Here is a 21784-nt window from a genome sequence, read left to right on the forward strand (position 1 = left end):
CAGTACAGTGCGGGGCATGTCCTCGCGTGCCGTTGTCTGGGATGCCGCGCTGCTGGGGTACGACCTCGGCGGGGACCATCCGTTCAACCCCGTGCGGCTGGAGCTGACCATCCGGCTGGCCACCGAGCTGGGCGTCCTGGACGGGGTGGACCTGCTCGTGCCTTCCGCGGCCGGGGATGAGGAACTGTTGCGGGTGCACATTCCCGAATATCTTGCCGCGGTGCGGGAGGCGCCGGAGGTCGGCTGGGACGTCGGGCACGGGCTGGGCACCACGGACAACCCGGTGTTCAGCGGAATGCACGACGCGTCCGCGCTGGTCGTCGGCTCGACTTTGCTGGCTGCTCGGAAGATCGCCGACGGCGAGGCGCGGCGCGCGGTGAACATCGCGGGCGGGCTGCATCACGCGATGCGCGACCACGCCGCCGGGTTCTGCATCTACAACGACTGCGCGATCGCCATTTCCTGGCTGCTCGACCACGGTTTCGACCGCATCGCCTACGTCGACACCGACGTGCACCACGGCGACGGCGTGCAGGCCGCCTTCTATGACGACCCCCGCGTGCTGACCATGTCGCTGCACCAGCACCCGTTCACCCTCTGGCCCGGCACCGGCTACGCCTCGGAGACCGGCCGCGACGGCACCGCGGTGAACATCCCGCTGCCGCCGGGAACCCGTGACCCCGGATGGCTGCGCGCGTTCCATGCGGTGGTGCCTTCGCTGCTGGAGCAGTTCCGTCCCCAGCTGCTCGTCACCCAGTGCGGGGTCGATTCGCACGAGGAAGACCCACTCGCAGACCTGTCACTTTCGGTCGACGGCCATCGCGCCATCTACCGCACCCTGCGCGACCTCGCCGAACGCCATGCGGACGGTCGCTGGCTGGCCGTCGGAGGTGGGGGTTACCAGCTGATCCGCGTCGTCCCGCGGTCGTGGACGCACCTGCTGGCCACCGTCCTCGACCGGGACGTCCCCCCGGAGACACTGCTCCCCCCGAACTGGACCACCACGGTCGGCCGGGCCGCCCCCGCCGCGAAAATTCCCCGCGCCATGACGGACGAAAAGGACACCGCCTTCAAACACTGGGGCGACGCCGCCGACGAACCGGTGGACATCGCCATCCGCGACACCCGCCGTGCCGTCTTCCCACTGCACGGCCTGGACCCGGATGACCCGAGGGACTGACCATGCCCGACGACCCGGCCAACCCACCGGACCACCCCGGCACCCCCGCCCACCGGGCGCCCGCCGACGCCACCTCGGGCCCACCGGGGGAGGGCCGGTCCGACGCCGCCGCGGCCGAGACGACCGTGCCGGGCGAGCTGGGCGAGTCGACCGAGCTGGGCGAGTCGACGGGGGCGGCCGAGCGGAGTGGGTCGAGCGAGCCGAGCGGGCTGGCCGGACCGACTGGGCTGAGCGGAAGGGCCGAGCCGCCCGGCCCGACGGGATCGCCCGAGCCGCCCGAGCCGCCCGAGCCGCCCGAGCCGCCCGGACCGCCCGAGCTGCCCGGACCGGACGAGCCACCAGGACCGGACGAGCCGCCCGGGCCGGACGAGCCGCCCGAAACCCGCCGCGACCCCTTCGACTACCCCCGGGCCTGGGAAGCCGACGTCGTCCTCTCCGATGGCGGTACGGTGCATGTGCGGCCCATCGTGCCGAGCGATGCCGCGGGGCTGGTGGCGTTGCACGGGCGGTTGTCCGAGCGGAGCCGGTACTTCCGCTATTTCGGCGCCTACCCGCGGATTCCGGCCCGGGATCTCGAGCGTTTCTCCACTGTGGACCATCACGACCGGGTCGCGTTCGTCGCGTTGCTGGGGGACGACGTGGTCGCGGTGGGGCGGTACGAGCGGCTGGATGGGGGGCCGTCGGCGGAGGTGGCGTTCCTCGTCGACGACGGGCATCAGGGGCGGGGGCTCGGGTCGATTCTGCTGGAGCATCTGGCCGCGGCGGCTTCGGAGTGCGGGGTGCGGCGGTTCGTCGCCGAGGTGCTGAGTGAGAACGCGGCGATGGTGCGGGTGTTCCGGGACGCCGGCTATCAGGTCAGCCGGGCCATCGAGGAAGGGGTGCTGCACCTCGAATTCGACATCGACCCGACGGAGGAATCGCTGGCGGTGGCGCGGGCGCGGGAGCAGGCGGCCGAGGCGCGCAGTGTGCACAACCTGTTGCACCCGGCGTCGGTGGCGGTGATAGGGGCGTCGGCGGATCCGGCGAAGGTCGGGCACGTGGCGTTCGCGAACCTGCTCGTCGCGGACTTCGCGGGGACCGTCTATCCGGTCAACCCCGAACATCGGTCGGTGCGGGGGGTGCGGGCTTATCCGTCGGTGCTCGACATCCCGGATCCGGTCGATCTCGCGCTGGTCGCGGTGCCGGCGGAAGCCGTCGAACCGGTGCTCGACGCGTGCTTCGCCAAAGGGGTCAAGACGCTGGTGATCGTGTCCGGTGGGTTCGCCGAGTCCGGGCCGCTCGGGCTGCACGCGGAGCTGCGGCTGGTGGGGGAGGCGCGGGCGCATGGGATGCGGGTGGTCGGGCCGAACGCGCTCGGGGTGCTCAACACCGCCCCGGACGTCCGGCTCAACGCCACCCTCGCGCCCCGGCTGCCGAAACGCGGGCGAACGGGGTTCTTCTGCCAGTCCGGCGCGCTCGGCACGGCGATCCTCGCCGACGCGGGAGCACGCGGGCTCGGGGTGTCCACGTTCGTCTCCGCGGGCAACCGCGCCGACGTGTCCGGCAACGATCTGCTGCAGTTCTGGGAGACCGATCCGGAGACCGACCTGGTGCTGCTGTACCTGGAATCGTTCGGCAACCCGCGCAAATTCGCCCGGCTCGCGCGGAGGCTGGCGCGGTCCAAGCCGATCGTCGCGGTGAAGTCCGGGCGGCATGCGGTGCGCCCGCAGCTGGCGGCGACCTCGGCCGAGGTCGACGAGGCGAGTGTGCAGGCGTTGTTCGAACAGGCCGGGGTGGTCCGGGTCGAATCGCTGGCGCAGCTGTTCGACACCGCGCTGGTGTTCGCGCACCAGCCGTTGCCCGCGGGGCCGCGGATCGGCATCGTGGGCAATTCCAGTGCGATCGGGTTGCTGGCGGCGGACACGGCGCGAGCCGAAGGGCTCCGGCCGGCCTTCGAACCGGTCGACGTGGGGCCGCAGGCCGGGCCGGACGAGTTCGCCGCAGCGGTCCGTGAAGCACTGGACTCGACCGACACCGACGCGCTGATCGTGGTGTTCGCGCCGCCGGTGGCGATTCCCGGCACGGCGTACGCGCGCGCACTCAGAGAAGTCGTGCAGGAGCCGGAGCAGACGAAACCGATCGTTTCCACTTTCCTTGCCGCGGAAGGGATTCCGGACGAGCTGGCAGTGCTGTCGGAGGACGGCGTCGCGGTGCGCGGGTCGATCCCGTCCTATCCCAGCCCGGAACGCGCGGTGAACGCGCTGGCCCGCGTGGTCCGCTACGCGGCGTGGCGCCGGCGTCCGCAGGGCACGCTGGTGCGGCCGGCCGGGTTGCATGTCGAGCAGGCCCAGGAACTCGTGCGCGAGCTGCTGCCCGGGGACGGCACCGCGACGCTGCTGTCCGACGACGACGTGGTGCGGCTGCTTGGCTGCTACGGCGTGGACGTGGTCTCGTTCCGCGTGGTGTCCAGTGTGGACGATGCGGCCGCGGCGGCCGCGGAACTGGGCTACCCGGTCACGCTCAAGGCATTCGACGAGCGTTTGCGCGGACGGCCGGACCTCGCCGGGGTACGGCTGGATCTCACCTCCGAGGACTCGGTCCGGGTCGCCTACCGCAACTTGTGCGCGGTTTCCGGCGATGACGACGTGTACGTCCAGCGGATGGCGCCGAAAGGCCTGTCCTGCGTGATCGGCCTGCAGGACGACCCTTCGTTCGGCACGCTCGTGTCGTTCGGGCTTTCCGGTCTGGTCAGCACGCTGCTGGGGGATCGGGCCTACCGGGCGGTGCCGCTGACCGATGTGGACGCCGCGACGCTGATCCGGGAGCCGCGTACGTCGCCGCTGCTGACCGGGTATCGCGGTGACGAACCGGCGGATCTGGCCGCGTTGCAGGACATGGTGCTGCGGGTGGCCGCGCTCGCGGAGGACAACCCGGAGGTCCGCTCGCTCGCGCTGGACCCGATCCTCGCTTCGCCGGAAGGCGCGTTCGTGGCCAACGCCCGGATGGTGCTCGGCCCGCCGCCGACGCGCCCGGACACCGGTCCGCGCCGCTTGCGGCCGATCACGCCGCCGGAATGAGCCGGTCGCGCCACCGGAGCGAGCCGATCACGCCGCCGGGGAGCCGGTTGCACCGCCGGGTAGCCGGTCGCCGGAGCGAGCCGATCACGCCGCCGGGTAGCCGGTCGCACCGCCGGGTAGCCGGTCGCCGGAGCTGGCGGACCACGCCGCCGGGGAGCCGGTTGCACCGCCGGGGTGAGCCGGTCGCCGGGGTGAGCTGATCACGCAGCCGAAGCGAGCCGCTCGCGCTGCCGGGATGGACAGGGATGCGGAAGACCGGCTGTACCTCGAACGGCCGGATCGGTCATCCCGGCCGCAGGCCGGCATCAGCCGTCCCAGATCGGTGCCCCGGCGCGCAGGACCGTCACCGGGGCCGGTTCCGCGGCCGGCCACAGGTCCAGCACGTAGCGCAGGTGCGCGCCGAACTCGTGCTCGTGCCACCCCTCCGGCGGTTCACCCTCCACATAGGACACCCGGACCCGGTAACGGCCGGGTGGCAGCGGCAGCGGGCGGGATCGGTCCGGGTAATCGGCCGGACCGATCAGGGTCAGGGTGCCGCCGGGAACGGCCAGGTCGGCCTCCACCACGTGCTCCGCGCCGGGCAGCACCGGGGGCGGGCCGGGGTGGGCGGACATCTCGACCTCGACCAGATCGGAGCGCGCGGTCGCCACGGACAGTGCCGAGGGTTCCACCGCGATCCGGTGCGAGGTCACCGCCTCGTCGGTCCAGCCGCCGTCGCCGGGTCGCCAGGCACTGGTGTCCCGCAAGGAGAACTGCCGCAGATCCGCATGCACTACGTACCGCACCCGCCTACGCTAGCCCACCCTGTCCGAAACCGCTTTGCCGAGCGGTTTAGCGTGGAGGCATGACCACAGCTTCCGTCGACGTCGACTCCGCCCGCCGTGCCTACGCGGCGCTCGTCGACCGCGGCCTCTCCCTGGACATCACCCGTGGCAAGCCCGCGCCCCGCCAGCTCGACCTCTCCGCCGAGCTGCTCAGCCTGCCCCGCGGCGAGTACCGCGCCGAGGACGGGTCGGACACCCGCAACTACGGCGGGCTCAAGGGCCTGCCCGAGCTGCGCCGGATCTTCGCGGACGCGCTGCAGGTGCCGGTGGAGCAGCTGCTCGCGGCCGGGAACTCGAGCCTGGAGCTGATGCACGACGCGGTCGTCCAGGCGATGCTGTCCACCCTGCCCGGCGGGCAGCGCCGGTGGGCGGACGAGCCGCGCGTGGCGATGCTGTGCCCGGTGCCCGGCTACGACCGGCACTTCAACCTCGCCGCGCGGTTCGGCATCGAGCTGATCCCGGTCGCGATGACCGAGACCGGCCCGGACCTGGCCGAGGTCGAGCGGCTGGCCGCCGCGGACGCCGGGATCAAGGGCATCTGGTGCGTGCCCAAGTACTCCAACCCCACCGGGGTCACCTTCTCCGACGAGGCCGTCCGCCGACTGGCCGCGATGCCGACCGCGGCGCCGGACTTCCGGATCTTCTGGGACAACGCGTACGCGGTGCACCACCTCACCGAGGCCGAGCCCGAGCTGGCCGACCTGCTCGCGCTCTGCGCGGAGGCCGGGAACCCGGACCGCGCGTTCGTGTTCGGCTCCACCTCGAAGATCACCCTCGCCGGGGCCGGTGTCGGCTTCTTCGGCTCGTCCGAGGCGAACATCGCGTGGTGGCTCGGCCTGATCGGCAAGCGCACCATCGGCCCGGACAAGGTCAACCACCTGCGCCACGCGCTCTTCCTTGAAGACACCGAGGGTCTGCGCGCGCACATGCGCAAGCACGCGGAGATCCTGGCGCCCAAGTTCGCCGCGGTGGACCGGATCCTCACCGAGGAGCTGGGCGGCAGCGGGCTGGCCAGCTGGACCAAGCCGGCCGGCGGATACTTCGTCTCGCTGACCGTGCCCGAGGGCACCGCGAAGGAGATCGTGCGGCTGGCCAAGGAGGCGGGGGTCGCGCTGACCCCGGCCGGGGCCACCCACCCGCATGGCGACGACCCGGCCGACTCGACCATCCGGATCGCCCCGTCGTTCCCGGAGCCGGCGGAGGTCGAGGAGGCTGTGCGTGCCCTCGCGGTCTGCCTGCGGCTCGCGGTCGCCGAGCGCGGCTGAACGGCTTCACCCGTGCCGCCGCCACCCGCTACGGTGGCGGCGGCACGATCGTTTTCGAGGGGGTGTGATGCGGGTTCTCGTCGTGGGCGGCGGTATCGCGGGCACGGTCACGGCGATGGCGCTGCAGCGCGCCGGCCACGAACCGGTGGTCTTCGAGGCACGTCCTACCGGAGGCGCGGACGCCGGCGCCTTCCTCACCGTGATGCACAACGGGATGGACGCCTTGCGGGCGATCGGCGCCGACGGTCCGGTGGTCGAATCCTCGTTCGCCGCGCTCGGTGTCGAGCTGGTCGGCCCGGACGGCGCCACGGTAAGCACCCGGCAGTTCGACACCGGGGGCCTGGCCGGGCCACGCACGCTGACCAGGGCCGCCTGCTATCGCGCGCTCCAAACCGAGGCGCAGCGGCGGGGCATTGCCTTCGAACACGGCAGGCGGCTGGTCTCAGCGGTCTCCGGAGAGCACGGGGTGACCGCGACCTTCGCCGACGGCGCCACTGCATCCGGGGCCGTCCTGATCGGCGCCGACGGGCTGCACTCGGTGGTCCGCAAGCTGATCGACCCGGCCGCCGAATCCCCGCGGTTCACCGGGCTGACCGTTGTCTACGGCTACACCCGTGCCCGAGGTCTGCCCGCCGCGCCCGGGGTTTACCGGATGATTCGCGGCACCCGTGCGGCATTCGGTTTCACCACCGCGCCCGACGGGGCGACCTTCTGGTTCGCCCGGATCCCGGACGTCGAACGTCCGCGCGCGGAACTCGCCGCGGTCACCCCGGCCGGCTGGCGCGAGTTCGCCGGTGCGGCGTTCGCCGGGGATCCGTTGCCGTGCGCGGAGATCATCGCCGCGACCGGGGACGAGGTGTACGGCGGGCATTCCTACGATCTTCCGGAAACCCGCCGGTGGTCGACTTCGACGATGGTGCTGGCGGGGGATTCCGCGCACGCCGCGTCCCCGGCGGCCGGGCAGGGCGCTTCGATGGCCCTCGAAGACGCGGTGGTGCTCGGTATCTGCCTGCGGGACCTGCCGGACCCGGCGGCCGCGTTCGCCGCCTACGAGGGCCGCCGCCGCGCCCGGGTGGAGAAACTGGTGGCGGCGAGCGCCGGGCAGGATGTGGGCGAGGACCGTGGGTGGCTTTACGAACATCACCTCGACTGGGATTGCCGAATCACCCCGTGAGCACGTCCGCGCGCGGTTACGATCCGCGGCATGACTCAACCCGCGCCACCAGCACCGCAGCAGCCGACGTATCAGCAGTTCCCGGTCATGCTGTCCACGATGAACGATTTGCCCGGCTTCCGGGTGGTCCGTGTGTTCGGCGAGGTGTTCGGCCTGACCGTGCGCAGCCGCAACCTGTTCTCCAACATCGGCGCCGGCTTCAAGTCGATGGCGGGCGGTGAGCTGAAGGGCCTGTCCAAGTTGCTGGCGGACTCCCGGAACGAAGCTCTCTTCCGGCTTTCGCAGGAAGCCGTGCAGCAGGGCGCCAACGCGGTGCTCGCGTTGCGCTTCGACTGCAACGAAATCGCCCAGAGCGCCAGTGAAATCGCCGCGTACGGCACGGCGGTGTACGTGGTGCCCGACGGCGCGCCGCAGGCCCCGCAGCAGCAGCAACACCAGCAGTTCCAGGCTCCGCCACAGCAGTGACCCGGCGCCGCGGCGACCGGAGTTCCTCCGGCCGCCGCGGGTCAACCGCCGGGACTACTTCTGGTACAGCGCCTCGATGTCGGCCGCGTAGTGCTTGTTCACCACGCCCCGCTTCAGCTTCATGCTCGGCGTGATCTCGCCGCCCGCCTCGGTGAAGTCCTTGGCCAGCACGGTGAACTTCTTGATCGCCTCGGCGTGCGAGACGTGCTTGTTGGCCTCGTCCACCGCCGCCTGGATCTCGGCGCGCAGGTCCGGGTCCTGGGCCAGGTCCGCGACAGTGGCCCCGGCGGGCTTGCCGTGCCGGCTCTTCCAGGACGGGAAGTACTCCTCGTCCACGGTCACCAGCGCGCCGATGAACGGACGCTGATCGCCGACCACCATCGCCTGGCTGATCAGCGGCGCGGCTTTGATGCTGTCCTCGAGCCCGGACGGGGCGACGTTCTTGCCGCCCGCGGTCACGATGATCTCCTTCTTGCGGCCGGTGATCCGGAGGAAGCCCTCCTCGTCGAGCGCGCCGAGGTCACCGGTGTGGAACCAGCCGTCGGTGAGGGCTTCCGCGGTGGCCGCCGGGTTGTTGTAGTACTCGCCGAAGACCACGGCGCCCTTGAGCAGGATCTCGCCGTCGTCGGCGATGCGGACCGAGGTGCCCGAGACCGGGCGCCCGACGGTGCCGACGCGGAACGCACCGGTGGTGTTCACGTTCGCTGCCGCGGTCGTCTCGGTGAGGCCGTAGCCCTCGAACACCGGCACGCCGATGCCGCGGAAGAAGTGCGCCAGCCGCGCGCCGAGCGGGGCGCCGCCGGAGATCGCTGCGACGCATCGGCCGCCGAGAGCGGCGCGGAGCTTGCCGTACACCAGCTTGTCGAACACCAGGTGCTTTGCACGTAGGCCGAGGCCGGCGCCGCCGCGCTCCTGCGCTTCGCTGTAGGCGACCGCGGTCGCTTCGGCGGCGTCGAAGATCTTGCCTTTGCCGCTGCTGTGCGCCGTCTGCTTCGCGGTGTTGTAGACCTTCTCGAACACGCGAGGCACCGCGACCACGAACGTCGGGCGGAACGTGCCCAGGTCCGCCACGAGGTTCTTGATGTCCGGCGTGTGCCCGAGGGTGACTCGCGCGGTCAGCGCGGACACCGAGATCGCGCGGGCGAGGATGTGCGCCAGCGGGAGGAAGCACAGCAACGAGTTGCCGTGCCCCAGCAGTTCGGGGAAGGCCTCCATCTCGGCGTGGATCTCGGCCAGCAGGTTGCGGTGGGTGAGCACCGCGCCCTTGGGGCGCCCGGTGGTGCCCGAGGTGTAGACGATGGTGGCCAGGTCGTCCGCGGTCACGCTCCGGCGGCGGGTGCGCAGATCCTCGTCGGAGACCTCGGTGCCGAGCCCGGTCAGCTCGTCGACCGCGGGGGCGTCGCCTTCGATCACCCAGGTCTGCGCCAGCCCGTCGAGCCGACCGCGCACCTGCTCCACCGAATCCCGGTGCTCGGCGGTCTCGACCACCACGGCCTTCGCCCCGGAATCGGACAGGATCCAGTGCACCTGCTCGGCCGAGGAGGTCTCGTAGACCGGCACGGTGACCGCGCCCGCCGCCCAGATGGCGAAGTCGATCAGCGTCCACTCGTAGCGGGTCTTGGCCATCAGGCCGACCCGGTCGCCGGGCCCGATCCCGGCCGCGATCAGTCCCTTGGCCACCGCGGCGACCTGGTCGGAGAAGTCCTTCGCGGTCACGTCCAGCCAGGTGCCCTCGACCTGCCTGCGGAAGCTCACCACGTCGGAGAACCGCTCGGCGTTCGCCCAGACGATGTCGCCCAGGTTCTCGTCGCCGGTCACCGGCTTGCCGGTGGGGGCGCTGTATTCGCGCACGTGGACCTCCGTGTTCGACGCGTGCGGTTACCCGTCGGTCAACTTAGCGTGCCGGAGACCTTAAGACCATGCCGGCACGGCTGGTCGGCGGGACCGTGACATCGTGACGCGGTGACTCCCGCGCCGCCCGTACTCGATCTTGTGGACGAGACGTTCATCGCCGTGCCGCCGGGCACGCTCGCCGCCGCGTTCGCCGACCCCGCGTGCTGGCGGCGGTACTGGCCGGACCTGGTGCTCGAGGTCTACACCGACCGCGGGGACAAGGGCCTGCGCTGGACGGTCACGGGGGCGTTGATCGGTACCATGGAGATCTGGCTGGAATCCGTGCTCGACGGCACCGTGCTGCACTACTTCCTGCGCGCGACGCCCGCCGGTCCCGGCGGTGCCCCGCGTGCGTTGCGCCCACGCGAGCTGCGCCGCGAGATCGACCGGCGGGCACGCGCGGCGAAGGACGTGGCACTGGAGCTGAAGGAGATTCTCGAGGACGGGCGCGAGCCGGGCGTGCCGCCCCGGACCGGGGAGCCGGGCACCGGTGACTAGGGAGGTCTTGTGCGGGTTCACGTCGTTTCGGACGTGCACGGCAACGCCGACGCGCTGAAGCGGGCGGGGGACGGGGCGGACGCCCTGGTGGTACTCGGCGACCTGCTGGACTTCGTGAATTACCACGACCACGACAAGGGCATCATGGGCGTGCTGTTCGGCGCGGACAAGGTGGGCGAGTTCGCCCGGCTGCGCCGCGAAGGCACCCGTGAGGACACCGTGGCCTACTCGCGCACGCTCTGGGCCACGCTGGCTGACCCGGCCGCAGCGGTGGACGAGGCGATCCGCGAGCAGTACGCGGCGTTGTTCGCCGCGATGACCGCGCCGACCTACGCCACGCCCGGAAACGTCGACGCGCCCGCGTTGTGGCCGGAGTTCACCGGATCCGGGGTACAGGTGCTCGACGGTGAAGCGGCCGTCATCGGCGGGCTGCGCTTCGGTTTCGTCGGTGGCGCCGTACTGCCCGAAGGCGTCGTCCCCCGTCTGCGCAAGGGCGCGGCCTGGCGGCCCTATCTGCGGGCGCGTGAGGAATTCGACGAGGCAGTGGCCGGGCTGGCCGATCTCGACGTGCTGTGCACGCACATCCCGCCCGCGGTGCCGGAGCTGACCTACGACGTGATCGCCCGCCGGTCCGAGCTGGGTTCGCAGGCGCTGCTGCGGCTGATCCGGCGGCAGCAGCCGCGCTGGTCGCTGTTCGGGCACGTGCACCAGCCGCTGGCCGCGCGGCGGCGGGTCGGACGCACCGAATGCCGTAACGTCGGTCACTTCAAGGAGACCGGGCAGCCGTACGTGCTGCGCTGGTGACGCGGCTGTCCGGCTACTCTTCGTCTCATGGCCGAGCAGTCCACGCAGTCCATCGAGGTCGACGCCGAGCCCGCGCGGGTGCTGGCGGTGATCGCCGATTTTCCCGCGTACCCGGAGTGGGCCAAGGCCGTCCGGGAGACCGAGGTGCTGGGCACCGGCGACGACGGCCGCGCGAAGCAGGTCAAGCTGACCCTGGACGCCGGTCCGATCAAGGACGTGTACACCCTCGAATACGACTGGGACGCCTCCGGCCTCGGCGTCAGCTGGCACCTGGTGAAGGGCCAGATGCAGAAGGCGCAGGACGGCCGGTACGCGCTTGAACCGCTGGACGGCGGGCGTACGCGGGTCACCTACACGCTGTCGGTCGAGCTGGCGCTGCCGATGATCGGGCTGTTGCGGCGCAAGGCGGAGAAGATGGTGATGGACACCGCTCTCAAGGAGCTCAAACGGCGGGCCGAGGGCTAGATGCGCATCCTGCTGTTCACCGGCAAGGGCGGCGTCGGGAAGACGACGCTCGCCGCGGCGACCGCGCTCGCGCTCGCCGGCCGTGGCAGGAAGACTCTGGTCGTCTCGACCGATCCGGCGCATTCGCTCGGCGACGCCTTCGGTGCCGGGCTGGGCAGCGAACCGGCCGAAGTGGACGTACGTGGCGACGGCAGCCCGGCGGGGCTCTGGGCGGCGCAGGTGGATTCGCGGTCACTGGCCGACCGGAGCTGGCACGAGTTGCGTCGTGAGCTGCACACTGTGCTCGCCGGCGCCGGCCTGGACCTGCTGGATGCCGAGGAGCTGACCGTTCTGCCCGGCGTGGACGAGCTGCTCGCGCTTGGCGAAGTGCGCCGGCTGGCCACCCACGGTCCGTGGGACACCGTGGTGGTCGACTGCGGCCCCACGGCGGAGACGCTGCGGCTGCTCGCCCTGCCGGAGGCGATGTCCGGTTACCTGAACCGGGTGCACGGCGGACGGCGCCGCCGGATGGCGGACTCGGTGCGGCGGCTAGGCGCGCACCTGGACGCGCTGAGGGAGCTGCTCACGGACCCGGCCGTGACGACTGTGCGCCTGGTCCTCACCCCGGAACGGGTCGTGGTCGCCGAGGCCCGCCGCACGCTCACTTCGCTGGCGTTGCGCGGGATCGCGGTGGACGGGTTGATCGTGAACCGGTTGATGCCCGCACCCGGGTTCTGGCGTGGCTCGGCGGCGAACTGGCTGCGCACCCGCCGGGCCCAGCAGGACGCGGTGCTCGGCGAACTGCGGGCCGCCGGGATCCGGCCCGGCGAGCTGGCGCTGGTGGAACACCGGGCGGGCGAGCCGGTCGGCCCGGCCGCGCTCGGGCACCTCGCGCACGAGCTGTACGGGAGCCGGGATCCCTTGTCCGGCAACGGGAAACCGGTCACCCCGTTGTTGCGCGTGCAGGCTGTGGACGGCGGTTTCCGACTGCGTGTGGCGATTCCGCTGGAGCAGGGCTCGGCTGTGGACCTGGCACGCGTGGAGGACGATCTGGCGATCACCGTGGACGGGTACCGCCGGCTGGTCGCGCTGCCGGTGACTCTGCGCCCGTGCCGGATCACCGGTGCGGAATCCGATGCTGAGGGCCTGGTGGTCACCCTGGCCGGGAACCGGGGGCCCAAGTGAGCGAGACGGACGACCCGGCGGGCCTGCGGCTGGCCGAGGAGATCCGGCTGCTGGTCGAGATGGTGCTGGAGCGGGCCGCGCCGTGGCTGGACGGGGTGGTCGCGGCCGGGCACGGCGAACCGGACCGTGCGCCGGGCCACGAAGACGGGGCCTCGGCGTGCGACTGGTGCCCGCTGTGTGCGATCGTCGCCGTCGTGCGTGGCGAGCGGCCGGAGTTCGCGGCGCGGCTGCTGGAGCAGGCGGCGCAGCTCGTGGCACTGCTGCGGGCGGTGCTCGCGGACCGCTGGGAACCGGACGAGGGAGTGCACATGCCGGGGTTCCGGCCCGCTGCGCGCCCGCCCGGCCCGGCGGCCGGGGATACCGGGGAAACCAGCGCCGCGGAGTCGCCGCGGGTGCAGCGCATCGTCGTCCGCCGGCGGGAAGACTGGCGGCCGGAGCAGGAGAATTGAGTGCTGACCATAGGGGTCGACGTCGGCGGGACCAGCGTGCGTGCCGGGGTGGTGGACGAGCGGGGCTCCCTCCTCGACACCGCGCGCGTCGCGACGCCGAGTGAAGAGAACGCGCTCGAGGACGCCATCGCGGGCGTCGTCGAGGACTTGCGTAACCGGCACGCGGTCGCCGCGGTCGGGCTGGCCGTCGCCGGATTCGTGACGAGGGACCGGCGGTCGGTGATGTTCGCGCCGCACCTGGCGTGGCGGGATGCGCCGGTGGCGGACCGGATAGCCAAGCGCGTCGGCCTGCCGGTCACGCTGGAGCACGACGTCAACTCGGCGGTGGTCGGCGAGCACCGGTTCGGGGCCGCGCGCGGGGCCGGGGTGGCCGCGCTGGTCGCGCTCGGCACCGGGATCGGCGCGGGCCTGCTGCTGGACGGCGAGATCTACCGCGGCGCGCACGGCGTGGCGCCGGAATTGGGCCACTTGACCGTAGTGCCGGGCGGCCGGGCCTGCCCGTGCGGCAAGTACGGCTGCTGGGAGCGCTACTGCAGTGGCACCGCGCTTGCGGCGACCGCGGTCGAGTTGCTCGCCCGCTACCCGGGCCAGTCCACCGTGCTGTCCCGGGAGATCGCCGGGGACCCGGGTTCGGTCACCGGCCGCCGGGTGGCCGGCGCCGCCCGCGACGGCGACCCGATCGCGTTGCGCGCGATTGCCGAGCTGGCGAAGTGGCTCGGCGAGGGGCTGGCGCTGGTGGCCGACGTGTTCGACCCGGAGATCATCGTGATCGGCGGCGGGGTGTCGGAATCCGCTCCGCTGTTCCTCGACGAGGCCCGCGAGCACTACTCGGGCGCGATCACCGGTGCCCGGTTCCGCCCGCTGGCCCGCATCCGCACCGCGCACCTCGGCGACGACGCGGCCATCGTCGGCGCCGCCGCTCTCGCGCTGGACGCCGCCGGTGCCCCCGCACTCGGCGCGACCGGCTGACCTACGCCGCAGGGCTGTGAAGGGTCCCTTCACAGCCTCAAAGTCCGTGAAGGGACCCTTCACAGCCCGGCGGGCGGGTGTGGAAGGCTGAGAAGGTGACGCCGAAGACCGCCAGCCGTTTCGTGCGGTGTTCGTGCGGGCGGTTGCACTGGGGAGCGCTGGGCGCGGCCGGTCTGCTGCTCTGCGATCCCGCGCGCGGCGTATTGCTGCAGCGGCGGGCCTGGTGGGTGCACAACGGCAGTACCTGGGCGCTGCCCGGCGGTGCGCTCGAAATCGGGGAGACCGTGCGAGAGGCCGCGGCCCGGGAGGCGCGGGAGGAGGCCGACGTGCCCTCGTCGGCATTCCGGGCGACGTCCGCCTTCGTGCTTGATCACGGAGCATGGCAGTACACGACGGTGCTCGGCGTGACCGGCAGCGATCTCGAAGCCAGGGTGGCGAACGAGGAGAGTGCCGAACTGCGCTGGACCCCGCCCGGCGAGGTGCAGGACCTGGAGCTGCACCGCGATTTCGCCGAGGTCTGGCCGGCCTTGCGGGCCCAGCTGGGCCGGGAGCTGGTCCTGGTGGTCGACGCGGCGAACGTGATGGGCTCGCGTCCGGACGGCTGGTGGCGCGATCGCCGCGGCGCCGCCGAACGGCTGCGCGACCAGCTGGCCGGGCTCGCCGTCGAAGGGCTCGACGACGCGGTCACCGGGATCGGCGCGGGGTCGCAGTGGCGGTGGTGGCCGCGGGTGGTGCTCGTGGTGGAGGGCAAGGCCAGGGGAGTGTCCACGATTCCCGGCGTCGAAGTCGTCTCGGCGGAGACGGACGGCGATGCGAAGATCGTCGAGGTCACCGCCGGGGCTCGGACGAGGACGACGGACCACGTGGTCGTCGCGACCGCCGATTGTGAGCTGCGTGGCCGGGTGTCGGCGCTGGGCGCGGGGGTGCTGGGTCCGGGTGCGTTGCTGCGCGAGCTGAGCTGATCCGCGGGGGCGGGCCGCGTTGGTGCGAAGCGGCGTTCGGGGAACCGTCCGCCGCTGGCGGCTTGCGCCGACGCACAGGATTTCCGCCACGTCGGCCAGCTCGCGGGGTGCAGTCCGGTCGCAGCCGGGGCGTCCGCGTTCGGCTTGCTCATCGGCAGGCCCAGGAGCGTGGTTCAGCCGTGGGGCACGCCGTCCCGCATCTCCGCCACCAGCGAAGCCACGACGGCCTTCAGCGAACCGTGGCAGTTCTCCGCCACCGTCCGCTGCCGCTGATAGCTCGCGCCGACGCGCAGGATCTCGGCTACGTCGGCCAGCTCGCGGGTGCAGTCGAGCCGCCGCGCGACCGGGGCGAGCCGGTCGAGCAGCTCGGTCAGGTCCTCGGTGACCAGCCGCTCGCGGCCGGCGGCGTCCAGGATGACGATCGCGTCGGTGCCGTAGCGGGCGGCCCGCCACTTGTTCTCCTGCACATGCCACGGCGGTAGGACCGGCAGGCGCTCGCCCTGGTCCAGCCGGGTGCTGAAATCCTCCACCAGGCATTGGATGAGCGCGGTGACGGCGCCGACCTCCTGCAGCGTCGGCAGGCCGTCGCACACCCGGGTCTCGATCGTGCCGAAGTGCGGCGCCGGCCGGATGTCCCAGCGGATCTCGGAGAACGCGTCGATCACGCCGGTCTTGAACATGTCGCCGACGTAGTGCTCCAGCTCGGCCCATTCACCGAACTGGAAGGGCAGCCCCGCGGTGGGCAGCTGCTGGAACATCAGCGCCCGGTTCGACGCGTACCCGGTGTCCTCCCCGCTCCAGTAGGGCGAGGACGCCGACAGCGCCTGCAGATGCGGGGCGTAGCAGAGCAACGCGTCCAGCACCGGCAGCACTTTGTCCCGGTGATCGAGACCGACGTGCACGTGCACGCCGTAGATCAGCATCTGCCGGCCCCACCAGCGGGTGCGGTCGATCAGCTTGGCGTACCGCTCCTGGTCGGTGACCTTCTGCCGGTACCACGAGGAGAACGGGTGCGAACCGGCGGAGAACAGCTCCACCCCGAGCGGATCGGCGACCCGGTGCAGTTCGTCCAGTGCCGCCGCCAGATCGGCCTTGACCCCGGCGACCGTGCGCCGCGCCCCGCTGATCACCTCGATCGTGTTCAGCAGCAGTTCCTGTTTGATCCGCGGGTGCTCGGCGGCGCCGTCCGGGCGGACGGCCGCGAGGATCTCCCCGGCCACCGACCGCAGCTCCCCGCTGCGCCGGTCCACGAGCGCCAGCTCCCACTCCGCCCCGACCGTCGAACGTGCCGACGGCGTGAAATCGATCCGCATGCCCGCCCGGTCAGACCTGGGCGCCGTTGCTCGGGTCCGCACCGGGCGGCGGCCCCTGCCGCACCCGCAACAGCAGCAGCGCGATGCCGGTGGCCAGCGCGAGAATGCCCAGCGGGGTGGCCAGCGCCGGGCCTACCCCGATCAGGTTCGGCACGATCAGCAGCAGCAGTCCGGCCACGAAGAACAGCAGCACGACGAACGCGCCCTTGCGCCAGCGCGGCAACGGCGGCGGCTCCGGCGGCTCGAAGTGCTCGTCGTCGGCGGCCGGGTCCTCCGACAGCATCGTGGTGTCCCAGTCGGTGCCGCCGGTCCGCCAGCCGTCCTCGACCGGCAGCGGCGTGGCGGCCGGTTTCGCCTCCGGCGGCTCCTCTTCGAGGAGCGTGGCGGACGGTTCCTCCTCCAGGAAGCTGCCCACGCCCTCGGCGCGCAGATCGGCCACGATCTCGGCGAAGGTGGCGTCGACGTCCTCCGGCCCGTCCGGGCCCTTTCCGCGGGTCATCCGGCACCCACCTGTCCCGCCCGCAGCCGCCGGGCGAACTCGACACTCCGGTTGAAGATCAGCTCCGCGTCGTAGTCCTGGGTCGCCACGTGGAAGCTCTTCTCCAGCACCACCTCGGTCACGTCCGTGCCGGCCACCCCGGCCAGCACGATCCGCGCGTTCTCCGGCTCCACCACGTGATCGACCCGGGAGTGCAGCAGCAGCACCGGCTGGCTCACCTGATCCAGCCGGGTCCGCACCACCCGCCACAGCTTCGCCAGGCTCGCCGCGGCCCGCACCGGCGTGCGAGGGTAGGCCAGCTCGATCTCCCCGGGCTTGGCGATGTCGTTGCCGATCGCCGGGATCGAGGGGATCACCCTGGCCAGCAGCGGCAGCACCTTGGCGTCCATGCTCAGCCGGGTGACCGACGGGTTGACCAGTACGAGCCCGGAGATCCAGTCGAACTCCTGAGCCAGCGCCAGTGCGAGGGTGCCGCCCATGGACAGGCCGCCGACGAACACCTGATCGCATTCGGCGCGCAGCGCGAGCAGCTCCTCGCGGACCGCGCCGTACCAGTCCTGCCAGGTGGTGCGGTTGAGGTCCTGCCAGCGTGTGCCGTGGCCGGGCAGCAGCGGGCAGCGCACCGCGAAACCGGCCGCGGACAGGTGCTCGCCCCAGCCTCGCAGGCCGGCCGGGGTCGCGGTGAAGCCGTGGCAGAGCAGGAAGCCCGCACCGGACGTGCCGGGGAGGGCGAACGGTTCCGCGCCGGCGAGCACGCCCATGACGAACGCCTTCCGATCGGGGTGGCGGTGGAGTCCTTCCATGCTCTCACGCCGGAGCCGGGTTGTGGGCGCGCTGGGCGGGCCGGGGGACCGCCACCGCGCTGTGAGATCGATCGCTGGCCCGGGGTGACCGGGCGGGCGCGCGTTGTCCGCGGCCGTCCGGGTCCGTAGGCTGTCTGGTCGGCGGATCCCCCGCGGTGAAAGGACTGGCGCGCGGTGCTGTACTTGCTGATGAAGTGGGTGTTCATCGGACCGCTGCTCAAGACGCTGTGGCCCACCAAAGTGGTCGGCGCGGAGAACATCCCGCGCACCGGGGGTGCCATCCTGGCCGGCAACCATCTCGCGGTGGCGGATTCGTTCTTCATGCCGCTGCGGGTCCGCCGCAAGGTCACCTTCCCGGCGAAATCCGAGTACTTCACCGAGCCGGGGTTCAAGGGCCTGCTCAAGAAGTGGTTCTTCACCGGGGTCGGCCAGTTCCCGATCGACCGGTCCAGCGGCAACGCCGCGCAGGCCGCGCTGGACACCGCCACCCGGCTGGTCAAGGAAGGACACCTGCTCGGCATCTACCCGGAGGGCACCCGCTCGCCGGACGGCCGGCTGTACAAGGGCAAGACCGGGGTGGCCCGGATCGCGCTGGAATCGGGTGGCCTGGTGATCCCGGTGGCCATGGTCGGCACGGACAAGGTCAACCCGATCGGCTCGAAGATGTGGTGGCCGCGCCGGCTGGAGATCCGGTTCGGCGCCCCGCTGGACTTCTCCCGCTACGAGGGCATGGCGGGCGACCGGTTCATCGAGCGCTCGATCACCGACGAGATCATGTACGCCCTGATGGAGCTGTCCGGCCAGGAGTACGTGGACATCTACGCGGCCAAGGCCAAGGAGCTGCTGGCGGCGGAAGCGGCCGGGGCTCAGCCCCAGGTGCCCGTGCAGCCCGTGGGCCGGGACGCGGACCGCGTGCCCGAGCGCAAGGCAGGGTAGCGCCCGCCACGGTCACCCCCTGCGGCGCTGCTAACCTCCGCCGGTGCGTTTTTTCTACGACACCGAGTTCATCGAGGACGGCGTGACGATCGATCTGGTGTCGATCGGTGTCGTTGACGAGCGTGGCCGCGAGTTCTACGCCGTGTCCACCGATTTCGATCCGGGCAAGGCGGGCCCGTGGGTGCGCGACAATGTGCTGCCCAAGCTGCCCTCGCCGGCCGACCCGGCCTGGCGTGGCCGCGACCGGATCCGCACCGACCTGCTGGAGTTCTTCGGCAAGCCGCCCGGCGGGATCGAGCTGTGGGCCTGGTTCGCCGCCTACGACCACGTCGCGCTGGCCCAGCTGTGGGGCCCGATGCCCGCGCTGCCGCGTCAGCTGCCGCGATTCACCCGCGATCTGCGTCAGCGGTGGGAGGACGCGGGCAAGCCGAAGCTGCCCGCCGCCCCCACCGACCAGCACGATGCCCTCGCCGACGCCCGGCACAACCGGGATCGCTGGAACGTCATCGAGACCGCGTTCCGCCGCCGCTGAGCCTTCGCGGGGTCACTGGTCCAGCCGTTCGACGTACATGCTCGCTACGCCCTGGCCCGGCCGGTTCAGGCATTCGAACTCCGGGTATCCGGTGGCCTGGGTCTGCCGGTGGAATTCCCGCAGGCAGTTCCCCAGTGCCTGCTGGCCGTAGGAATTAGGATGGAACGATTCCTCTTTCTGCCCCTGCGGCCGGAAGATTCCGAAGGACAGGAACCGCATCCATTCCGCGTCCCGATCCGGGACCGGGTGCGTCAGGCTCTCACCCTGACGTGCCTGGCGGGCATTGCGGGCGCACACGTCGTGGCCGTCGAAAGCCCACTGCAGGTCCAGATAGAAGAGACCCTTCCGGGTCGCGACCTTGTCCAGCATCTCGGCGATGCCCGGGACCACCCGCCGCCGGGCCCAATCGGTGTCCTGGTTGAAGAACGGGCAGCCGCCCGGGCTGTACCGGTCGGAGAGAGTGCCGGCCCAGCTTTCCGGATACCGGTAGTTCCCGGCGAGCGGAACCGGTGAGGGATAGGACTGGAGGGCGAAGGTGTACGAGCTGTCGGGTTGCCCGGCCGCGCGCATGACCTCGCGAATCCGGTCGATCACGTTCGCGATCTTGTCCGGTACCTCCCGGGCCAGTTTCTCTTCGACTTCCCAGTCCCACTTTTCCCAGCAGTATCCGCCCGCTGGTCCGGCAATGTAATTCTTGACGCAGCTCTCGATGATGCCACTGAACCCGAGATCGTTGCCGCCGATGGAAAGCTGGATCAGCTTGATCTCGTGCGTTCTCGCGAGGTCTCGCAGCGCGTCGGCCTGCGGCGGTTGCCCTTTGAAGGGCTTACCGCCCGCGTAGCCGGGCAGGACGTTGTCGGTGACTGCCCCGGAGCAGGCCAGGTTGACCGCCCGGTCCGCGGCGATCCCCGACGACAGGATCTCCGCGACATCCGAGCGGTGACAGCCGTTCTCCTTACCCGTGGTGGGGTCCAGATAGGTGCCCCCGTAGACGGCGAACGGGTCCTTCTGGCAGCCGGCCGGGCCGCATACGGTGGCCCGGTCCGTGCCGTACATGTCGTGGGTCGGGCTGTAGGACAGGTCGACGTTGCCTTGCCACCTGCCGCCCTCCCCGGAGATGAAGCTGTCGCCGAGGGACACGATCGCGGTGGGCTTTTGCTGGGCGCCCTGTGCCGCCCCGGGACAGGCAGCCAGGAGCACGATGGCCGAGGCGATCGCAAGGATCCCGCGCGGGGCGCTCCGCGGGCGGGCGGACATGGTGGCACGCATGAGTTTTCTCCTGAAGGTGGGGGTCTTCACGGGGAATTCCGGGGTTCTCCGCGCACGCGAAGCTGCCGGATCTGCGTGGCCGTGCGGGCCGAAGCCCCTGACCCGCACGGCCACGCTCCGCTCAGTCGACGATCCTGGCGTACTGGTACTGGGTCTGGCCGTTCTCGTCGCCGGTGTGCTGACGGCCGACCATCACCTCGTAGTCGCCGGCCTTGGAGTAGCTGCTGCTCTCCTTCTGGCTCGGTGACCACCGATACGAGGTGAGTTCCACCGTGCGTCCCCACGCGGACATGGTGGCGGTCGCGTACCTCGTGCTCCCGTTCTCGTCCCCGGAGTGCTGACGGCCGACCAGGACGTGATCGCCGGGAGCGGCGAAGAAGGAATTGCTTTCCCTCTGCGAGGCGCTCCAGGTCGGCGCACCCACCCTGACCTGCTGCCCGTCGATGAGGATCAGGCCGCAGTAGTAGGTGGTGCTGCCGTTCTCGTCACCGCTGTGCGACCGGCCCAGCAGGACCTGATTGGTCGGGCAGAGGACGGCCGTGCCCGACGATTCCTTCACGGTCTGGGTATAGCCGTCGATGATGATGATCTCGGCGGTGGTGCTCGGTGCGGCTACTGCCACCGCGGCGCTGCCGGTGCTGAGAATTCCTGCTGCGCAGGCGAGTGCCAGTGTCCGCGCGCCGATACGGGACAGAGATCCCATGGGATTCCTTTTCTCTCGTGATAGCGTGATTTCACCAGTCGCCGGAAAAGACCCCGCGTAATAATAGCTTTACGTGGGCAGGGGAAAACGCCGAACAGGGTATTCCCGTCCGGTGCTTCCGTCTCCTCTCCCGTGATTTCGGGGCGGAAGGGTCAGGTCACAGGATTCGCAGGTGAATGCCCGGTTTCCGGCGGCACCGCGAGCCCGCCGTGGCCGCTCTCGGTGTGCAGAACATTACTCGCCGCATGAGGAAATGTGATCCCTCAAACGAGTCATGCTCGGCTTTCCATCGTTCGGCGGAGTCGCCCGTTCTTTTCCCGAGCCGGTTTCCTGCGTCACTGTGGCGCCCCGGCCGCGGCGCTGTCGATCTTGCCGCTGGCCATCGCCCGCTCCGGGGCGGTGCCAGGGTTCCGGCAAAGTCGGTGTAGAGGTCCGTGAAGGGACCCTTCACGGACTCTGAGTCTGTGAAGGGTCCCTTCACAGACCCGAAACCGGTCCGGCGCACGCCACGAGGTGGTCGCACACACCTCCGCATCGCCCACTGCCGGGCCCCCGACCAAC

21 protein-coding genes are annotated in these 21784 nt (G+C 71.3%); 14 read left to right on the top strand and 7 right to left on the bottom strand.

The window, feature by feature from the left end:
- Positions 1-16 precede the first annotated feature (16 nt).
- Together D5S19_RS08160 and D5S19_RS08165 are read left to right on the top strand one after the other, a co-directional pair.
- Positions 17-1180 carry an acetoin utilization protein AcuC gene (locus D5S19_RS08160; RefSeq protein WP_120022692.1) on the top strand — a complete coding sequence of 388 codons (1164 nt, stop codon included), beginning with the start codon at positions 17-19 and terminating at the stop codon, positions 1178-1180.
- Between the two features lie 2 nt (positions 1181-1182).
- Positions 1183-4236 (top strand): bifunctional acetate--CoA ligase family protein/GNAT family N-acetyltransferase, encoded by a 3054-nt coding sequence (locus D5S19_RS08165; protein WP_233573769.1) that lies wholly within the window; start codon positions 1183-1185, stop codon positions 4234-4236.
- 305 nt (positions 4237-4541) lie between these two features.
- Here the strand turns inward: D5S19_RS08165 and D5S19_RS08170 are convergent, their stop codons facing one another.
- Complete coding sequence (locus D5S19_RS08170) at positions 4542-5021, bottom strand: hypothetical protein (protein ID WP_120022693.1); 480 nt, start codon at positions 5019-5021, stop codon at positions 4542-4544.
- Positions 5022-5080: 59 nt separating this feature from the next.
- On the opposite strand from D5S19_RS08170, the gene D5S19_RS08175 reads away from it, so the two are divergent.
- The 3 genes from D5S19_RS08175 to D5S19_RS08185 all read left to right on the top strand — a co-directional run bounded on the left by D5S19_RS08175 (position 5081) and on the right by D5S19_RS08185 (position 7964).
- Positions 5081-6325 (top strand): aminotransferase class I/II-fold pyridoxal phosphate-dependent enzyme, encoded by a 1245-nt coding sequence (locus tag D5S19_RS08175; protein ID WP_120022694.1) that lies wholly within the window; start codon positions 5081-5083, stop codon positions 6323-6325.
- 67 nt (positions 6326-6392) lie between these two features.
- Complete coding sequence (locus tag D5S19_RS08180; protein ID WP_120022695.1) at positions 6393-7499, top strand: FAD-dependent oxidoreductase; 1107 nt, start codon at positions 6393-6395, stop codon at positions 7497-7499.
- A 30-nt stretch (positions 7500-7529) separates the two neighbouring features.
- Positions 7530-7964 (top strand): YbjQ family protein, encoded by a 435-nt coding sequence (locus tag D5S19_RS08185; RefSeq protein ID WP_120022696.1) that lies wholly within the window; start codon positions 7530-7532, stop codon positions 7962-7964.
- Between the two features lie 54 nt (positions 7965-8018).
- Here the strand turns inward: D5S19_RS08185 and D5S19_RS08190 are convergent, their stop codons facing one another.
- Positions 8019-9815, bottom strand: coding sequence for an AMP-dependent synthetase/ligase (locus tag D5S19_RS08190; protein ID WP_120022697.1), 1797 nt, complete (start codon positions 9813-9815; stop codon positions 8019-8021).
- A gap of 111 nt (positions 9816-9926) precedes the next feature.
- Between D5S19_RS08190 and D5S19_RS08195 the strand changes: the two genes are divergently transcribed.
- The 7 genes from D5S19_RS08195 to D5S19_RS08225 all read left to right on the top strand — a co-directional run bounded on the left by D5S19_RS08195 (position 9927) and on the right by D5S19_RS08225 (position 15168).
- Entirely contained in the window at positions 9927-10355 is a 429-nt protein-coding gene (locus D5S19_RS08195; RefSeq protein ID WP_120022698.1) for a polyketide cyclase / dehydrase and lipid transport, read from the top strand.
- A gap of 9 nt (positions 10356-10364) precedes the next feature.
- Positions 10365-11159, top strand: a complete 795-nt coding sequence (locus D5S19_RS08200) for a metallophosphoesterase family protein (protein ID WP_120022699.1) — start codon at positions 10365-10367, stop codon at positions 11157-11159.
- 27 nt (positions 11160-11186) lie between these two features.
- Positions 11187-11624, top strand: a complete 438-nt coding sequence (locus tag D5S19_RS08205; RefSeq protein ID WP_120022700.1) for an SRPBCC family protein — start codon at positions 11187-11189, stop codon at positions 11622-11624.
- Entirely contained in the window at positions 11625-12788 is a 1164-nt protein-coding gene (locus D5S19_RS08210; protein WP_120022701.1) for an ArsA family ATPase, read from the top strand.
- A gap of 59 nt (positions 12789-12847) precedes the next feature.
- Positions 12848-13237 (top strand): hypothetical protein, encoded by a 390-nt coding sequence (locus tag D5S19_RS08215; protein WP_120022740.1) that lies wholly within the window; start codon positions 12848-12850, stop codon positions 13235-13237.
- On the top strand, positions 13238-14206 hold the full coding sequence (locus tag D5S19_RS08220; protein ID WP_120022702.1) for an ROK family protein: 969 nt from the start codon (positions 13238-13240) through the stop codon (positions 14204-14206).
- 95 nt (positions 14207-14301) lie between these two features.
- The gene (locus D5S19_RS08225) at positions 14302-15168 is read left to right on the top strand and encodes an NUDIX domain-containing protein (protein ID WP_120022741.1); all 867 of its coding nucleotides are present in this window, start codon (positions 14302-14304) and stop codon (positions 15166-15168) included.
- A 173-nt stretch (positions 15169-15341) separates the two neighbouring features.
- Here the strand turns inward: D5S19_RS08225 and D5S19_RS08230 are convergent, their stop codons facing one another.
- Genes D5S19_RS08230 through D5S19_RS08240 form a run of 3 tightly spaced genes read right to left on the bottom strand, consistent with a single transcriptional unit; the run spans position 15342 to position 17741 of the window.
- Positions 15342-16481: a glutamate--cysteine ligase gene (locus D5S19_RS08230; protein WP_120022703.1), complete on the bottom strand. Its 1140-nt coding sequence runs from the start codon at positions 16479-16481 to the stop codon at positions 15342-15344.
- A 10-nt stretch (positions 16482-16491) separates the two neighbouring features.
- On the bottom strand, positions 16492-16980 hold the full coding sequence (locus D5S19_RS08235; RefSeq protein ID WP_120022704.1) for a hypothetical protein: 489 nt from the start codon (positions 16978-16980) through the stop codon (positions 16492-16494).
- On the bottom strand, positions 16977-17741 hold the full coding sequence (locus D5S19_RS08240; RefSeq protein WP_120022705.1) for an alpha/beta hydrolase: 765 nt from the start codon (positions 17739-17741) through the stop codon (positions 16977-16979). The genes D5S19_RS08235 and D5S19_RS08240 overlap by 4 nt, the downstream gene beginning before the upstream one ends.
- A gap of 216 nt (positions 17742-17957) precedes the next feature.
- Between D5S19_RS08240 and D5S19_RS08245 the strand changes: the two genes are divergently transcribed.
- Together D5S19_RS08245 and D5S19_RS08250 are read left to right on the top strand one after the other, a co-directional pair.
- Complete coding sequence (locus D5S19_RS08245) at positions 17958-18719, top strand: lysophospholipid acyltransferase family protein (RefSeq protein ID WP_120022706.1); 762 nt, start codon at positions 17958-17960, stop codon at positions 18717-18719.
- A 43-nt stretch (positions 18720-18762) separates the two neighbouring features.
- Positions 18763-19251 (top strand): polyadenylate-specific 3'-exoribonuclease AS, encoded by a 489-nt coding sequence (locus D5S19_RS08250; protein WP_120022707.1) that lies wholly within the window; start codon positions 18763-18765, stop codon positions 19249-19251.
- A gap of 12 nt (positions 19252-19263) precedes the next feature.
- Here the strand turns inward: D5S19_RS08250 and D5S19_RS08255 are convergent, their stop codons facing one another.
- Both D5S19_RS08255 and D5S19_RS08260 read right to left on the bottom strand, forming a co-directional pair.
- Entirely contained in the window at positions 19264-20520 is a 1257-nt protein-coding gene (locus D5S19_RS08255; RefSeq protein WP_120022708.1) for a GDSL-type esterase/lipase family protein, read from the bottom strand.
- 121 nt (positions 20521-20641) lie between these two features.
- A complete protein-coding gene (locus D5S19_RS08260) occupies positions 20642-21223 on the bottom strand; it encodes a hypothetical protein (protein WP_120022709.1) in 582 nt (193 codons plus the stop codon).
- Positions 21224-21784 lie beyond the last annotated feature (561 nt).

The organism is Amycolatopsis panacis (assembly GCF_003600245.1).
GTDB lineage: Bacteria > Actinomycetota > Actinomycetes > Mycobacteriales > Pseudonocardiaceae > Amycolatopsis > Amycolatopsis sulphurea.

What these genes read in the sequence shown, in the direction of transcription:
- D5S19_RS08240 (WP_120022705.1), bottom strand. Translation starts at nt 17,741, where the DNA reads ATGGGCGTGCTCGCCGGCGCGGAACCGTTCGCCCTCCCCGGCACGTCC.
- D5S19_RS08180 (WP_120022695.1), top strand. Translation starts at nt 6,393, where the DNA reads ATGCGGGTTCTCGTCGTGGGCGGCGGTATCGCGGGCACGGTCACGGCG.
- D5S19_RS08165 (WP_233573769.1), top strand. Translation starts at nt 1,183, where the DNA reads ATGCCCGACGACCCGGCCAACCCACCGGACCACCCCGGCACCCCCGCC.
- D5S19_RS08215 (WP_120022740.1), top strand. Translation starts at nt 12,848, where the DNA reads ATGGTGCTGGAGCGGGCCGCGCCGTGGCTGGACGGGGTGGTCGCGGCC.
- D5S19_RS08205 (WP_120022700.1), top strand. Translation starts at nt 11,187, where the DNA reads ATGGCCGAGCAGTCCACGCAGTCCATCGAGGTCGACGCCGAGCCCGCG.
- D5S19_RS08235 (WP_120022704.1), bottom strand. Translation starts at nt 16,980, where the DNA reads ATGACCCGCGGAAAGGGCCCGGACGGGCCGGAGGACGTCGACGCCACC.
- D5S19_RS08185 (WP_120022696.1), top strand. Translation starts at nt 7,530, where the DNA reads ATGACTCAACCCGCGCCACCAGCACCGCAGCAGCCGACGTATCAGCAG.
- D5S19_RS08210 (WP_120022701.1), top strand. Translation starts at nt 11,625, where the DNA reads ATGCGCATCCTGCTGTTCACCGGCAAGGGCGGCGTCGGGAAGACGACG.
- D5S19_RS08260 (WP_120022709.1), bottom strand. Translation starts at nt 21,223, where the DNA reads ATGGGATCTCTGTCCCGTATCGGCGCGCGGACACTGGCACTCGCCTGC.
- D5S19_RS08255 (WP_120022708.1), bottom strand. Translation starts at nt 20,520, where the DNA reads ATGCGTGCCACCATGTCCGCCCGCCCGCGGAGCGCCCCGCGCGGGATC.
- D5S19_RS08230 (WP_120022703.1), bottom strand. Translation starts at nt 16,481, where the DNA reads ATGCGGATCGATTTCACGCCGTCGGCACGTTCGACGGTCGGGGCGGAG.
- D5S19_RS08175 (WP_120022694.1), top strand. Translation starts at nt 5,081, where the DNA reads ATGACCACAGCTTCCGTCGACGTCGACTCCGCCCGCCGTGCCTACGCG.
- D5S19_RS08160 (WP_120022692.1), top strand. Translation starts at nt 17, where the DNA reads ATGTCCTCGCGTGCCGTTGTCTGGGATGCCGCGCTGCTGGGGTACGAC.